Annotated in this window: 15 protein-coding genes; 4 read left to right on the top strand and 11 right to left on the bottom strand. The window is 43.7% G+C overall.

Going from position 1 to position 15,220, the window contains the following annotated elements; all coding sequences use genetic code 11:
- Positions 1-315: 315 nt before the first annotated feature.
- Both gerQ and LQ226_RS09660 read left to right on the top strand, forming a co-directional pair.
- Positions 316-792, top strand: coding sequence for a spore coat protein GerQ (gene gerQ, locus LQ226_RS09665; protein WP_231417690.1), 477 nt, complete (start codon positions 316-318; stop codon positions 790-792).
- 112 nt (positions 793-904) lie between these two features.
- Complete coding sequence (locus LQ226_RS09660; protein ID WP_231417689.1) at positions 905-1,153, top strand: hypothetical protein; 249 nt, start codon at positions 905-907, stop codon at positions 1,151-1,153.
- On the opposite strand, the gene LQ226_RS09655 is transcribed toward LQ226_RS09660, so the two are convergent.
- The 5 genes from LQ226_RS09655 to LQ226_RS09635 form a co-directional block, all read right to left on the bottom strand.
- Positions 1,150-1,515: a DUF423 domain-containing protein gene (locus tag LQ226_RS09655; protein ID WP_231417688.1), complete on the bottom strand. Its 366-nt coding sequence runs from the start codon at positions 1,513-1,515 to the stop codon at positions 1,150-1,152. The two genes, LQ226_RS09660 and LQ226_RS09655, sit on opposite strands and share 4 nt — an antisense overlap.
- A gap of 23 nt (positions 1,516-1,538) precedes the next feature.
- A complete protein-coding gene (locus LQ226_RS09650; RefSeq protein ID WP_231417687.1) occupies positions 1,539-1,823 on the bottom strand; it encodes a YwdI family protein in 285 nt (94 codons plus the stop codon).
- Between the two features lie 168 nt (positions 1,824-1,991).
- Complete coding sequence (locus LQ226_RS09645) at positions 1,992-2,438, bottom strand: GNAT family N-acetyltransferase (RefSeq protein ID WP_231417686.1); 447 nt, start codon at positions 2,436-2,438, stop codon at positions 1,992-1,994.
- Between the two features lie 12 nt (positions 2,439-2,450).
- The gene (locus LQ226_RS09640; RefSeq protein ID WP_231417973.1) at positions 2,451-3,791 is read right to left on the bottom strand and encodes a sodium-dependent transporter; all 1,341 of its coding nucleotides are present in this window, start codon (positions 3,789-3,791) and stop codon (positions 2,451-2,453) included.
- 115 nt (positions 3,792-3,906) lie between these two features.
- Positions 3,907-4,125, bottom strand: coding sequence for a uracil-DNA glycosylase (locus tag LQ226_RS09635; RefSeq protein ID WP_231417685.1), 219 nt, complete (start codon positions 4,123-4,125; stop codon positions 3,907-3,909).
- Positions 4,126-4,213: 88 nt separating this feature from the next.
- On the opposite strand from LQ226_RS09635, the gene LQ226_RS09630 reads away from it, so the two are divergent.
- Positions 4,214-4,954: a YwaF family protein gene (locus LQ226_RS09630; RefSeq protein ID WP_231417684.1), complete on the top strand. Its 741-nt coding sequence runs from the start codon at positions 4,214-4,216 to the stop codon at positions 4,952-4,954.
- A 119-nt stretch (positions 4,955-5,073) separates the two neighbouring features.
- On the opposite strand, the gene LQ226_RS09625 is transcribed toward LQ226_RS09630, so the two are convergent.
- The 3 genes from LQ226_RS09625 to LQ226_RS09615 all read right to left on the bottom strand — a co-directional run bounded on the left by LQ226_RS09625 (position 5,074) and on the right by LQ226_RS09615 (position 9,168).
- On the bottom strand, positions 5,074-6,333 hold the full coding sequence (locus LQ226_RS09625) for an ammonium transporter (RefSeq protein ID WP_255688513.1): 1,260 nt from the start codon (positions 6,331-6,333) through the stop codon (positions 5,074-5,076).
- 144 nt (positions 6,334-6,477) lie between these two features.
- On the bottom strand, positions 6,478-7,722 hold the full coding sequence (locus LQ226_RS09620) for an NAD(P)/FAD-dependent oxidoreductase (RefSeq protein WP_231417682.1): 1,245 nt from the start codon (positions 7,720-7,722) through the stop codon (positions 6,478-6,480).
- 21 nt (positions 7,723-7,743) lie between these two features.
- A complete protein-coding gene (locus tag LQ226_RS09615; protein WP_231417681.1) occupies positions 7,744-9,168 on the bottom strand; it encodes a Na+/H+ antiporter NhaC family protein in 1,425 nt (474 codons plus the stop codon).
- A gap of 208 nt (positions 9,169-9,376) precedes the next feature.
- Between LQ226_RS09615 and LQ226_RS09610 the strand changes: the two genes are divergently transcribed.
- A protein-coding gene (locus tag LQ226_RS09610) for an IS3 family transposase (RefSeq protein WP_231417680.1) occupies positions 9,377-10,734 on the top strand; the annotation gives its coding sequence in 2 pieces (ribosomal slippage) (positions 9,377-9,845 and positions 9,845-10,734; 1,359 coding nt in all).
- Positions 10,735-11,134: 400 nt separating this feature from the next.
- On the opposite strand, the gene LQ226_RS09605 is transcribed toward LQ226_RS09610, so the two are convergent.
- From LQ226_RS09605 to ctaD, 3 genes are read right to left on the bottom strand one after another with little or no spacing between them, the layout of a single operon-like run.
- Positions 11,135-12,712, bottom strand: coding sequence for an FMN-binding glutamate synthase family protein (locus tag LQ226_RS09605; protein WP_231417679.1), 1,578 nt, complete (start codon positions 12,710-12,712; stop codon positions 11,135-11,137).
- A gap of 12 nt (positions 12,713-12,724) precedes the next feature.
- On the bottom strand, positions 12,725-13,294 hold the full coding sequence (locus tag LQ226_RS09600) for a cytochrome c oxidase subunit 3 (protein WP_231417678.1): 570 nt from the start codon (positions 13,292-13,294) through the stop codon (positions 12,725-12,727).
- Positions 13,281-15,209 carry a cytochrome c oxidase subunit I gene (gene ctaD / locus LQ226_RS09595; RefSeq protein ID WP_231417677.1) on the bottom strand — a complete coding sequence of 643 codons (1,929 nt, stop codon included), beginning with the start codon at positions 15,207-15,209 and terminating at the stop codon, positions 13,281-13,283. The genes LQ226_RS09600 and ctaD overlap by 14 nt, the downstream gene beginning before the upstream one ends.
- Positions 15,210-15,220 lie beyond the last annotated feature (11 nt).

Below are 15,220 nucleotides of genomic sequence, written 5' to 3'. Positions count from 1 at the left end.
TCACTCACCCCTGTCTTTTTTTGTTCATATCTTCAATCCATTTTACATAAACATGTTCCTAAGAGGATTGTGAGATTTGAAAGGTGATACCGCGCGAATCCTCACAACTGGTCATAACCCGGCCCTGTTATTTCAACTAGCGGTCTCTTAGAAGGTGGAAGCAAAGAGGGAAGAGTCACGGTTTCGGCAAGCGCTATAATTCTGGTTCTTACCCTTTATTGTTCAATGAACCGAACGCCCTAAAGCTTGTCATCTGAGCACCGCTATGTTTTCAGTATCAAAGTGTTTTCTAATCTGAAAGGAGTGCAGACTTATATGGCTAATCAAAAGCAAGGCGGTTCTTATGGTTCAGGTCAAGGTAGTGGTCAAGGTTCATACGGGGGCTATCCGATGCAGGGGATGCAACAAGGCATGCAAGGGCAGCCCATGATGTACCCCTACTATCAAAACCAAATGGGCATGGGGCAAATGCCTCCAGGCAGTCAAAGCGGCCAGCAACTTCCCCCATCTCAAAACGGCGGGAACCTACCTCTTGAGGAAGAATCCTATATTGAAAACATATTACGCTTAAATAAAGGCAAGCAAGCTACCGTTTACATGACCTTTGAAAACAATGAAGACTGGAATGCCAAAATCTTCAAAGGCATTATTGAAGCAGCAGGTCGTGATCATATCGTTTTAAGCGATCCCGAAACCGGGCTACGATACTTACTCCTGATGGTTTACCTGGATTACATTACATTCCCTGAAGAAATCAACTACGCCTACCCATACGGCGGTAACAGGCGGTAACAGATCGAGTAAACGTAAACCCCACCACGTTTCAGGGTCGGACTAAATAAAAGACGGCTGACCTAAAAAAGGTCAGCCGCATTTTCTACTAAACGAAAAAGGAGCGTTTGCTATGAAACATCCGTCTCAAAAGTTCGCTCAATTGCAGTACTTGATGCTTGCATTGGCGATCGTCATTGGCATTATTTCTCTTACGAAAGATGGATGGTCCATTTTGACGTTACTCATGTTTTACACGCTTGCGTTTAGTTTTGTTTTTGAAGGGATGGCTCATTACGCTCAACGAAATACTGCTATCTTTGTGGAGCAAGCTTTACGAGCCATCATTATTTTAGTGTTTTCGACTGTCCTCTACTTTTAAAGGTAGCGGACAACGGCATAACCAAGCAGGACCCAACCTACTAGAAACGCTACGCCTCCAAATGGTGTAATCATTGCAAATAGTTTAACGGAAGACAAACTATAAATGTACAAACTACCTGAGAACAGAAGAATCCCTATAAAGAAAGCCCAACCAGCTGATGCGAGATTTCCGCTCACTTTGTTGAACAGAAGACCCACAACGAGTAAGGCCATCGTGTGGAACATTTGATAGTTCACCGCTTTTTCCCAGGTTTTAATCATTTTCTCCGAAATGCGTCCCTCAAGGCCGTGCGCTCCGAAGGCCCCCAATGCTACAGCAAGAAAGCCGTTAATAACACCTAACAGTAAAAAAACTTTCATGTTCCTCTCCCCCTATTTACCCTTTAAAAATCAAATAACGAGTTCCCATTTGCCTCTTCATGGTCGATTTCTGGTTGTGGTTTCGGCGCAGGCTTTGGTGATTCCACCGTTTTCTGTGGTTGTATATATGGTTGTGGCGTTGGCTGTGAATAAGAAGATGCTGATCCTTGTTCATCTAAAATCAGATCGCTCAATAATTTAACAGCACGCACGTGTTCTTTCACTTTCTCTGGATTGCTCTGTCCAAGGCTCGCTTCTTGAACTTCTTTCATCATTTTCTGCAAAATTTGATCGTATGAAACGGACATTCCGTTGCCTCCTTGCTCGTTCTATTACCCTTATAATCTGTACTTTCTCTAAAGAAGTATAACACGGATTGCTTGGATTCTCGCCACCTGTCACAAAATCTCCAACAGCTAAGCCGGTCTCCATAAAAAAAGAAACCGCTCGGATTTTTTCGAACGGTCCCCATTGCCTTACGTTTTCATTAACCTTACTAACTCAATACCTTCGTCCGTCATCACGGAATCGCCTTCATAACTAAAACCATATTTCGTATATAATTCAATGGCAGGAGTGTTCCTTTTCCCGGTCATGACTTCTAAAGGGGGTGAAACTTCTTGCAGCAAATGTTCAAGCAGTTGGGAAGCGATTCCTTGCTGTAAATAATCTGGATCAACAGCTAGCCTCGCCAACACATTCACTTCTTGTAATTCTTCACAGCCAATCACTCCTAAGAGTCTATCTCCTTCACGAAAACCAAAGAACATTTCCTTTGTATTCTCGATTTGTTCGGCTGTGTCTGCCATCGGAGGCAGCTTCTTCACCCCAAGAAGTCTAGCTTCAATGGGGTAACTCCTTTTCTGCAGCTCAATTATTTCACTTGCTACATTCGGGAGTTGATTCTGCAAACGTTCGATCACTTCATCACCTCATTACAGGATCCCGACTGACGATAAGAAGATAATCGCAATACAAACCGGCGCTACAAATTTTACTAGAAAACGCCAAATGTGTCGAATAGGCCCTAATGATCCCATATCAGTGGCCTCAAAAGCCTCCTCTTTAGACCAGTGCCAACCAACGAACAAGGCGATAACCAGACCGCCAAGAGGTAGGAACACATCGGAAGCAACGAACTCCATTGAGCCCATAATATCACGATCCCCGATAATCGTTACATCTGACCACCGGCCCATACCAAGGGATGCAGCAACGCCAAGGAGATACATAAACAATCCGAGGACGGCACTCGATAATGTACGCCCCCATCCGAACCTACGCATAAAATAAGCAACTGGAACTTCTAATATAGAAATGGATGAAGACAGCGCAGCTAAACAAAGCAGGAAGAAGAACACGAGTCCGACAACCCCACCAAACGGCATTTGTTCAAACACTCCAGGAAGCGTAATGAAAACCAGGTTCGGGCCTGATTCTGGCGAGATGTTAAAAGCAAATACGGCAGGGAAGATCACCACTCCCGCAATAACCGCAAAGAAAGTATCCATCAGCCCGATCCCCACTGTCGCAGATGGCAGGGATTCATCTTTGGATAAATAACTTCCATATGTCAGCATTCCTCCCATACCGAGACTTAAGGAGAAGAACGCTTGTCCTAATGCGGCCAAGTAAACAGATGGGTCTTCAAGAATCGACCAGTCTGGCTGGAACAAGAACGTTAATCCTTCACTTGCACCCTCTAGCGTGAGACTATAAACGGCCAGCAAGATCAATAACACCGCTAATGTCGGCATGAAGATTTTACTCGCTCGTTCAATTCCATCTTTCACTCCTGTTAATACAACAAGGATTGTTATCACCATAAATAAACCATGCCAGAACAACGGAGATACAGGGTTTGTTATAAATGTCCCAAAGACTGCTTCATAACCGCCATCAGGCATTGTAAAAAATGAAGTATTAAGATAATTCCAAAAATAATACAAAGACCAACCTGCTACTACGCTATAAAAACCTAGTATCAGAAAGGAGCAAATCAAGCCCATATACCCTTGAATAAACCACGGCTTCTTAGGGGCTAACTTTTGATAAGATCCGACTACGTCACTTTGAGCCTCTCTGCCTATACTAAACTCAGATAATAGAACTGGTATCCCAATCAGAAGGACAAATGCTAAATATAATAGAAGAAAGGCTCCTCCTCCATTTTCTCCTGCCACATAGGAAAAGCGCCAAATGTTACCCAGTCCAACGGCTGATCCCATGGCAGCAAGCATAAATCCGAGTTTGGACTGCCATTTCTCTCTTGCCATAAACACAGAACTCCCTTCACTCATTTTTCTCTCTTTTTTTCTGAAATATGAAAAACTATACCACAAATCCGAACGATTCGCGATATAGTTTCAGACATTTCAAATCATTTACATATCACAGACGAATATCAAAACGTGAACTTGATTTCTTTCGTGACGCAGGTTGTGATGCTTTCTTTTGAAAAGCTTCACATGGTGAGCCTGTTGTCTTCTCCACGAGTACAGAAGGAATTTCTTTCGTTTTAAAGCCGTACGCTTTACATCCTCGAGGAAAAGCAGGATTCCATGTTGTATAGAAATACTTACATTGAAAGCAATTCGCTTTATTCCCCATGTAGCTTCCCCTTTCTCCCTATCGTTATACTGCTCTCCCACCACTCCTTGTGATAAGATGGAAAAAACAATCAAAAAGGAGTATGTTTATGGAACGATGGTTTGGCAACGACGTGCACCAACCATTTCAACCGTTAATGACAGGTCACATCGTCATTTTAACCTTGTTCGCGGCAGGGATTCTCATTCTCTTATTCAGTTACCGAACCCTCAAACGTTCCTCGCTGTATAGAAATTGGATTAGGTGGACGTTGTTTTCTATATTGCTAATCTCAGAAGCGACCTATCAGCTTTTCGCTATTACGAATGATATATGGAGCACGAGAGAGTTTGTTCCCCTTCATTTATGTGGTGTTGCCTCTATTCTAGCCATGATTGCCCTTGTTACACAGAACAAAGCACTCATTCAGTTTAATTTCTTTATCGGAATTATTCCAGCGTTCCTGGCTTTACTAACACCAGAATTACCTAACGCCTTTCCACATTATCGATTTTTGAAGTTTTTCTCTCACCACATGGCCATCTCTTGGGCGAGTTTATTCTTAATTCTAACATCTCCTGTCACCATTACGTTTCGTTCCCTGCTTGGTACATTTGGAATCTTGAACTTGTATGCGGTGTTTGTTTTCTTTATTAACCGAGAGATCGGATCGAATTATTTATTTCTATCAAGAGCTCCAACCGCAGACACACCTCTTGATTTATTAGGGTCAGGGATCTGGTATTATATTAATCTAGAACTGCTTGCCTTTTCCATTTTCCTTCTATTATACGGGGGATACCGGTTATCACAATCTCCAAAGAACCCTTTCAAAGATACGCCAGCGTAAGAAAGCAGCCTCCCGCATGGGTAGGCTGCTTCTTTATAGAGGGATTTTTTATGAGATGATATCAATTTTGACAAAAAAACGCCCAGGAGGAGGACCCCAGGCGTTCCGAGTTTCTTGAATTAGCTTGTTTGCTGCTGTTTGTGCGGCGTTCTAGAGAAGACTTCTGGATAGCCATAGCTTCCGTGCTCACTCATATCAAGCCCAAGAAGCTCTTCTTCTTTCGATACGCGCATACCGCCCATTGCTTTTTGGATGATTTTAAGGAAAACGAATGATACAACAAATGCATACAGACCGCTAGCTCCAACGCCAAGAGCCTGAACGCCTAGTTGTTCAAATCCTCCGCCGTATAGAAGACCAGCGCGACCACCGTTTGCTGCTGCAAGTTCTGGAGTAGCGAAGAAACCAGTTGATAGGGTGCCCCAAACTCCCGCAACACCGTGAACCGATAGAGCAAAGATTGGATCATCAATTTGTCGTTTCTCGAAGAAGGACATGCTGTAATGAACAATTACACCTGCAATCAGTCCAATGACAACCGCTGCCCAAGGAGCTACGAACGCACAAGACGCTGTGATGGCAACGAGACCTGCCAGAGCACCGTTTAGCATCGTTGTAATCTGACATTTCTTCGTAAGAATCATCGTAATGAACATCGCAGCAACCGCCCCAGCCGCTGCAGCCAATTGTGTATTTAAAGCAACGTAACCAAAGAATGCACCGTCGACAGAAACCGTACTGCCTGCGTTGAAACCGAACCAACCTACCCATAAAAGGAGGACAGCGAGTGATGTATAGACTTGGTTGTGACCTTCGATTTCATTTACACTTCCGTCTTTATTGTATTTGCCAATCCGCGGCTTCAAGATCATTGTAGCCGCAAGTGCTGCCATAGCTCCCGTTAAGTGAACGACTGTAGAACCAGCGAAGTCTTGCTTCCCATGTTCTGATAACCAGCCCCCACCCCAAATCCAATGAGCGACAACAGGATAGATAAAGACAGAGAATAATACCGCAAACCAGATATAAGATGAAAGCTTCGCGCGTTCAGCAAACCCTCCAAACGCAATCGTTAGAGCAATCCCTGCGAAAGCGAGTTGGAATACAAAGAATACCGTTTCAGCTAAATCTCCTCCAGCATCGATCGTTCCGCCGTAGAAGAAGTTCGACAACCCAACGAATGCATTCCCTTCACCAAAAATCAATCCATATCCAACTGCCCAAAAGACTAAAGATGAAATCCCAAATGTGAATATCGTTTTCCCAGCAATATGACCCGCATTCTTCATGCGTGTGGATCCCGCTTCTAAAAGGATAAACCCACCTATCATTAAAATAACCAAAATAGCAGATACCATCGTCCACAAACTGTTCATCATACCTATTTCACTCACTGTAACTCCTCCTTAACGTTTTATGTTAGGTTTTCTAACATGAGATGTGTATATTATATTACAAGTTTTCTGATAATTGTCAACAATTTAAACACAAATTTAAAAAACGCTTAATCTGCCAGGCTTAGATTAAGCGTTTTCATCTTTGGTTTTATTGGATTTTTTAGGTGAGCGAAAAAATGAAAAAATAGGCGCGTCTGGATGACTCCCTTTTACAATAAAGTCTCGAATTAACTCAGCTGCAATGGTACAATACATCGTTCCATTGCCTCCGTAGTTTAGCGCGAAGAAACTCCGAGGAAATTCTGGTTGAGGGCCAATAATCGGAAACCCATCATGCGTACTTCCAAATACAGCCCCCCAGTAATAATCCGCTCGAATACCTTCTAAACCTGGAAACAGAGCCCTTAACGAGTCAAGAAGTTGATCCCTTTTGGATTGTAAAGATCGTTCTCTTTGACCTTTTCCTATAAACGTTTCATCCAATCCGCCTATTACAATACGGTTATCTGCTGTCGTGCGTGCGTACAAATAGGGCCTCGCCGTCTCCCAAATTAAGCATCGATCCTTCCAACCCGGGAAGTGAGAAACGGGCTCTGTTGCAATCGCAAAAGACGTTTCTAATACCGCATTTTTGTTCCGCTTCATCTGCTGCGCTTCGTATCCTGTGGCATACACCACGAACTTAGAACGAATGGTGAAATCCCCTTTTACAAGGAGTGTCACTTCCCCTTCATCCTCATGATGATCCACGACTTCTGTGTTCTCAAACACTCGAAGACCTTTCTTCTCATTGGCATCTATGAGGCCAATCGTAAAGGTAAACGGATTGATCTCGGCATCCCCTTTCGCATAGATCGCACCAGGTTTTGAAAATGAGAAGGAGCGCTCTATGTCCTGCTGCTCTAAATAATCTACTCGGAATCCATACTTCTTTAGCGTTTTATACTCTGCTTGCAAAAAAGGAAGGTCCTGAACAGATGATGCAAAGCACAGGCTGTCACGCTTTATAAAGTCAGGGTCTACCGTACATTCTTCTGCTAAAGCTTGAACTTTATTAATGCCTTCCAAACACATCTGATAATAACGAAGGCCTTCTTGCTCTCCGTAAGTTGCCATGCAAGAAGTAAGCGACTTATCATTCGAAAATTGCAGTAATCCAGTATTAGCAGAAGTGGATCCTTGACCAATCTCCCGTTTATCAACGAGGATGGTATCTAAACCTGCTTCCACTAGTTCTCTTGAGATAATCGCACCAGAAATCCCTCCTCCGACCACCACCACATCACAAGTTAGGTTAGCAGTGACCCGAGAATACCTCTTTCCCCCTTTGAATGTTTCCACCCACAATAAAGATCCAGACTTTAAATCCATACCCATACCTCCTAGCTATTTTTACAAAAAGAAGGGCAAGGCCAAATACAAAACGGATGCTACGCCCGCAGCAATCGCTGCGGGCTTAAACTTAAATTTGGCGTAACGCACAGCATTTAAGTTTAAAATCCCTGCTGTTGTATTGGTATTATCACTAAGCGGAGAAGAGAATGCCCCGAATGTTCCACTGGCAAACACAGCTCCTATTACAATTGGCAAGGAACTTCCGCTTACTGCCGCAATGGATACACCTACTGGCATCAAGATTCCCCACGTCCCCCATGATGATCCGATAAAATACGACAGGGCACATCCAATTAAGAAGACAAGGACCGCGACAAACGACGCGGGGATCCATTGAAGGGATTCTGATATGGTTTGAGCGAAATTCAGGGCTTCAGATCCTTTGCTCAAACCCCAGACCATAGCTAACAAAAGGATGACGCTCATCATTTCGTTGCCACCTTCAATCAGTTCATTCATTTGTTTACGAAGTGGATAAGAACGTATCTTTAAATAAATGATGAACCACGCAATCGAAAGGACAACGGCTAAGACCATCGCATCTAACACATTCGCATTGATTAAGGCTTCGAATCCTTGGGCCCCTTCTTTTTTCACGCCGAGCATATACATAAAGAAAAACGTGAAGATAATAACACTAGCTAACGGAAGGATGAGATGCCAAAAGTTCGAAGGAAGGTCTTTCGAAACAGAAGGATGACAGTCTTCCCATTGATCGTCATCATCCTCCCCTTCCTTTTCCTCTTCAGCCTTACTGTTTTCCGCATCGGTAGCTTGTTTCTTACTCTTATGAAAGAAGCTAAGATAGAATCCAATAAGAATCATAGAGATCGCAAAGAAGTTAAACGGAATGCTTCGTAGGAAGAACATGTACGGGTCCCCTTCAATCCCGTTTTGATCCATCGCCATTCCAATAACAGAAGACATATATCCAACAAACGCAGTGGCCACAGGGACAAGGACAACAAATGGGGATGCTGTCGTTTCAATCACAAACCCAAGCTCTTGCTTTGTCATAGGTAACTTCTTTACCATCGCTTTCATAACAGGAGCAATTGTTACGATACGAAAGCTAGGAGCGCTGAACGTACCGAGGGCTGATAACCATGTCAGAGCAAACGCCCCTTTTCGCCCAGAAATCTTTTCGGTTGCCGTTTGAACGAATCCTTTAATCCCGCCCGAGATGCGTACTAATCCAATTAATCCTGAAAAAGCGTATAGGAAAATAATGATTTTTAAATTATTAGGATCTGACAATCCTTTAATGACGAATTCGAGTGCTTGCGTCATTCCGCCCAGCCAGTCTGGGGTTACGAGATAGCCTGCTACGACGACTCCGAAGAAGAGGCTGGGGATGACTTGTTTGGTGGCAATGGCGGTGATGACGACGACGATAAAGGGGATGATTGAAAACCAGTTCATACTTTTCTCCTCATTTCTAGGCGTGCTCTTCCTAGCATGTGAGAAAGCTGTCATTTTATGCTTTATAATAATGAGGCCGTTACGGTTGAGAGTGCTAGGGGGTGACCGGGGAACGACTCGCTTTCCGCGGGCGAGCTGTCGAGCTTCCTCGTTCGCTAATGAACTGCACCCCTATTTTTGGACACTATCCAAAATGGGAGGTGCAGATATGAACCAAGTAACACCAGGTATGAAACATGACATCGCTAAACGATACTTAAATGAAACAACAAGCTATCGATATTTATCTAATGAAATTGGTGTTGATGACTCCGTAATCCGTTACTGGGTGAAACTTTATCAATATCACGGTGATGAGGCTTTTATTCCACCCTATACAAACTATCCTGCTGAATTTAAAATGAAGGTAATTCAATTGATCGAAAATAAGAATTACTCGATTCGAGAAGCCTCTGCCATCTTTCGTGTTCCTCACTTCTCTATGGTGAGACGATGGAGGAAAAAGTGGAAAGAAGGAGGCGTTAAGGCCCTTGAATCGGCAGGAAAGGGACGGTCTGAAATGAGTAATCGTAAGAACCAGAATCAATCGGAACAGCCTTCTCAAAACGATATGAAAAAGATGCAGGAAGAGCTAGAATACCTTCGTGCCGAAAATGCATACCTAAAAAAGTTGAGAGCCTTAGTTCAAGAAAAAGACCAACAGACAACCAAATCAAAGCGCAAGTAGTGTATGAACTAAGGAACGATTTCTCGGTGAAACTTCTCGTTCAAGTTGCCGGACTAAAGCGCAATACTTATTATTATCAAGCCCTAAAAATGAATCAACAGGACCCAGACGGCGATCTTAAAGAGTCCATCTCTTCTATCTACCATGAGCACGCTGGTCGTTATGGTTATCGCCGTATTCACATGGAGCTCTTAAATCGCGGTTACAAGCTCAACCATAAAAAAGTAGCCCGCATCTTGAAAGAACTAGGTTTAAAAAGCAGAGTGCGACGCCAGAAGTATGTGTCGTACAAAGGTCAAGTTGGCAAAATCGCAGATAACACCCTTAACCGAGACTTCACAGCTCAAGCGCCAAACCAAAAATGGGTAACGGATATAACGGAATTCAAGCTATTTGGTAAAAAGTTATATCTATCTCCTGTACAGGATTTATTTAATGGTGAAATCATTGCGTATAACCTTGATTTCAGACCAACATATAAACTAGTTGAAACCATGTTAGAGGACGCTTTTGATCGTCTGACTGACGATGATGAACTACTAATGCATTCGGATCAAGGTGTCCACTATCAAATGCCTCAATACCGTAAGACCCTAGCGGAAAAGGGGATCGTCCAAAGTATGTCACGAAAAGGAAACTGCCATGACAATGCGGTGATAGAAAATTTCTTTAGTATTTTTAAGACAGAGTTTTTATATAATCAAACATTTGAGAACCTAGAGGATTTCAAACAAAAAATGGACCAGTATATCCATTACTTCAACCATAAACGAATCAAAATGAAGCTCAACGGGAAAAGTCCGGTAGCTTATAGAGAACTTCACCAAGCTGCGGCTTGATGAATGTGTCCAAATTTAAGGGTTCAGTGCACTAACGCTCTCTGCGGGATCTCGATCTAGCTCTCTCTCCCGCAGGAGTCTCCCCGTTCCCCGGTCACCCCTTATCAAAAATGGAGAAACGGCCCCACAGCTAAAATGAAGAGGGGGAGGCAAACGAAAAAACAAACCCCATTGCGAGCTACAGAAAGCGAGTAGTCCCCGAGCAAGCCCTAGCACTTTTATAGGTAAGTAAAGACTCCTTTAACTTGTACCTCCATACAAAAAACCTTCAAGCATATGCTTGAAGGTTTCGTTGGTGGAGAATAGTTAAAATTCTAACTATTGTTTCACGTGTAACTTTTCGACAAATTCCTTGTTATATCAAGGTTTGTCGACGGTATTTTTATGGTTTGGCACCAAATTATACCTTGTGTAACCATTCGTCCATTGTGTAGGTTTGGCTTTCTTTAGTTTTATAGACAAGGTGGGATTGGTTTAGGCCTCTTGGTGATTGGGCGCCTACGGCTTCGGCGATGTAATAGAGTCCTTCTCGCATGGAGACGAGGTAGTTGCAGACTCTGTATTTCTTTTCTTCGATGCTTAAGGCTTTTTGTAGGTCCGGGTCTGTAGTGGCTACTCCTACAGGGCAGTTGTTGGTGTGACAGACCTGGGCCATAATGCATCCAACGCTTAGCATGAATCCTCTTGCGATATTAATCATATCGGCTCCAAGAGCGAGTGCGGTGGCTGCTTTCTCTGGGGTTAGCAGTTTACCAGAGGCAATGATGTAGGTTTCGTCTCGCAGGCCGTACTTCTTCAGGAGCCCATGGACTAGTGGGAGACCTGAGAAGATCGGGAGTCCAACTCCTTCGGCCAATTCATAATAGGACGCTCCTGTTCCACCTTCACTTCCATCAACCGTAATAAAATCGGGTATAATGCCTGTATCTTTTATGGCTTTTACAAGTGTTTCGACCTCATCATGGCTTCCGGCTACAATCTTCATTCCTACAGGCTTGCCCCCTACGTCTCGTAATTCTTGTAGAAAGGAGAGCAATTGTTGAGGGGTATCGATTCCTTTAAAACGATTCGGGCTGTCGATTGATTGGCCCTCTTCTACCATTCGAATGCGGGCAATTTCCTCGGAGACTTTCTCTCCGTCCAGGTGACCTCCACGGGTCTTTGCGCCTTGAGCTAATTTAAGTTCAAAAGCCTTCACTTGTTCTGTGTTGCATTTATCTTTAAACTCTTCCCATGAAAAATCGCCGTCTTTTGTTCGGACACCAAACATGGCTGGACCAATTTGCATGATGATATCAACGTTCCCTTTTAAATGATAGGGAGATAGACCTCCTTCTCCCGTATTCATCCACGTTCCACCAGCCATCCCGAGTCCTTCTGAGAGAGCCGTAATGGCTTTCTCCCCTAAGGATCCATAACTCATAGCGGATTGGCCAATTACTCCTTTAACGTGAAAGGGGTGCTTGGCTCGATTGTTACCAAGTACAATGGCATCGTCCTCTTGAAGGTAATACGGCTTTATTTGATCGTCTTCCCTGTGTTCTTTTCGAGAGAACAGTTTCTCATCATCAATCTGGTAAGTTTTCGTCCGAACTTTAGGCTCTTGCTCTACACGGATCTCTTCATCGAGAGTCGGGAACATGTGATTCACTAGGAAGAAGCCGTCCTCCTGAAAGGGGCGTTCCGATCCAAATCCAATCATCCGGCTGTTGTATTTACCAGCCACAACCACTTGTTGGAATTCCTTTCTCGAGAAAGGTTTCCCTTCATTGTCTTCATTAAATAAATACTGGCGTAATTCTGGTCCCATCTTCTCTATAAAGTAGCGCGCCTTTCCGAGAACAGGATAGTTTCTTAAAATCGAATGCTCCTTCTGATGTTCGTCATGAAAATAGACACGGAAAACCAGCAACAGTGGTATGAGAATAATGAGTAAAACAAGGCCGACTAATATGCTTAATAGAATGGTATTGATCATTTTCTTTCCCTCCTAAAACAAGTACGGTCCATAAACGAACGTAATAATAAACACCCAGATGATATCGACGAAGTGCCAATAGTAGCTGAAAATCTTTTGTTTTTCCCCGTAGGCTGCTGCAGGGATACGCGGGTAGTGGTAGCACAGTAAGAGCATCCACCCTATCCCGAATAAAACGTGTGAGGCATGAAGACCTACAAGAATATAGAAAGAGGACAAGAATAAGTTTTCTGTTAATGTATAACCTTCTGACACATACATATAGAATTCGTGAATTTCAAACCCCATGAAAGCTGTAGCTAGAAGGATTGTTGTGATTAGCCCAACCCAAACGCCTTTTTGCTTCCCTTTTTCAAACGCCTTTTCACCGTAGTGAATGGTAGCACTGCTACTCAACAAACAAATCGAGGTGATCACGACGGTTCGCAATTCAAATGTTTCACTAGGTGTTGGATTAATAGCTGAAGGAGTGAAAAGGAAGTACGTCGCAAATAACGTAGCAAACATAATGAGTTCACCTATTAAATACAAAGCAAACCCGAGCTGCTTATCGCCAAATAGCGCACTTTTATGTGTGGTCATGTCCTTCCTCCTCCTTTTTCATTCTTGTATGTTCATCCGTTAACGTACGTAGCGCGAAGAAAGCCAGTACCAGTATGCCAAAGAGAATCTGCAGCCATGTCACGTGATAAATAAAGGAGAGCGAAAGGGCCAGAATGAGTCCGAAGAAGCTTACAGGTTGCCACGACTCTACATCAACCGGCGCTGATCTGGATGTCTTAGCAATAGGTAGCTTTCCTCCTCTATTTCGTTTCGCTTCCCATAAAGGGTCTATCGTCGTAACCTGAGGCATCGGGTCGAAAGGATGTTCTGGCGAAGGAGAAGGTACACTCCATTCAAGAGTTCGTCCATCCCAAGGATCGTCCCCACACCTATCTGGATCCTTAAAGCTTCTATAAATATTCCAGACGAAAAATAAGGTTCCAATCCCCATCATAAAAGCCCCGATGGTACTGATAAAGTTAAAGGTAAATACATTATCTTCAGCCGCATAGGTATATACCCTGCGAGGCATTCCGTTCAATCCTGCAAAATGCTGCGGGAAGAAAGTAATATGAAAGCCGATTAAGAAGAGCCAGAAGTGAGCCCTCCCCCACTTTTCCTTTAACTTAAATCCAAACATCTTCGGGAACCAGTAATAGATTCCAGCAAAAGCTCCTAGCACGGTTCCACCGACCATTGTGTAATGGAAGTGGGCCACTACAAAGTACGTATCATGGAACTGAAAATCAGCCGCTGCCACAGCAAGCATCACCCCTGTTACTCCCCCGATTACGAAGGTAGGAATAAATCCAGCTGCGAACAACATAGGAGTATCTAAACGAATGACCCCTTTTCTCATCGTAAACAACCAGTTAAAGATCTTGATCCCGGTTGGAACGGCAATAAGCATCGTCGTAATCGCAAATACGGTATTGACGACAGGACCTAAGCCGACGGTAAACATATGGTGCACCCACACCATGAAGCCGAGGAGTCCTATAATGACGATCGCTACAACCATCGATGTATATCCAAACACCCGTTTCCTTGAAAATGTGGATATGACATCTGAGAAAATACCGAATGCTGGAATGACGATGATATACACCTCTGGGTGACCGAATATCCAGAACAAATGCTGCCAGTAAATAGGTGACCCTGCTTCCCCTGAGAAGAATGACGTGCCAAATAAGCGATCAAACATAAGAATATAAAGGGCAATTGTAAGGACAGGAAAGGCGATAAGAATCAGAAACGCTGTAATAAGGGTCGACCATGCGAATAGTGGCATACGCGTCATCTTCATACCGGGCGCACGGTGACGAACAATCGTTACAATCATATTAATGGCCGCTAAAATCGTCCCCATCCCGGATACTTGTAATCCAAATATGTAATAATCGTTCCCTGCTTCCGGTGTAAACTCAGCTGTCGATAAAGGGGCATAAGCTGTCCAACCTGCGTTCGGAGAGGCTGTCATAAAGAAGCTCATGTTCACAAGAATGGCCCCGGCAAGAAACAGCCAGAAACTAATGGCGTTCAGGTATGGAAAGGCCATATCCTGGGCGCCAATTTGAAGAGGAACTGCGACGTTCATTAGACCAATCAAAAGAGGCATCGCTACAAAAAAGATCATGATTGTGCCATGGGTCGTAAAGGCTTCGTTAAATTTATCACCTTGAAAGACCCAAAAGTCATTCTCCGGGACAGCAAGCTGCACACGGATAATAAGTGCTTCAATGCCAGCTCGTAGAAAGAAGAGAGTCGCTGAGAGCAAATAAAGAACACCGATCTTTCGGTGATGCGTCGTCGTTACGTACTCTTTTATAACCGGCCATTTGTTCGACCGATGAACCAAATATACGACCCCAAGGCCTGTACCTATCAGGGCTACGTAGGCCAGTAAAACGTCAGATGCTATATAAAATGTTCGATCAAACAACTCAAATGTCATCTACTCCACCC

This window comes from Pontibacillus sp. HN14 (genome assembly GCF_021129245.1).
Taxonomy (GTDB): domain Bacteria; phylum Bacillota; class Bacilli; order Bacillales; family BH030062; genus Pontibacillus.
This window is presented reverse-complemented; position numbering and strand designations above follow the sequence as displayed.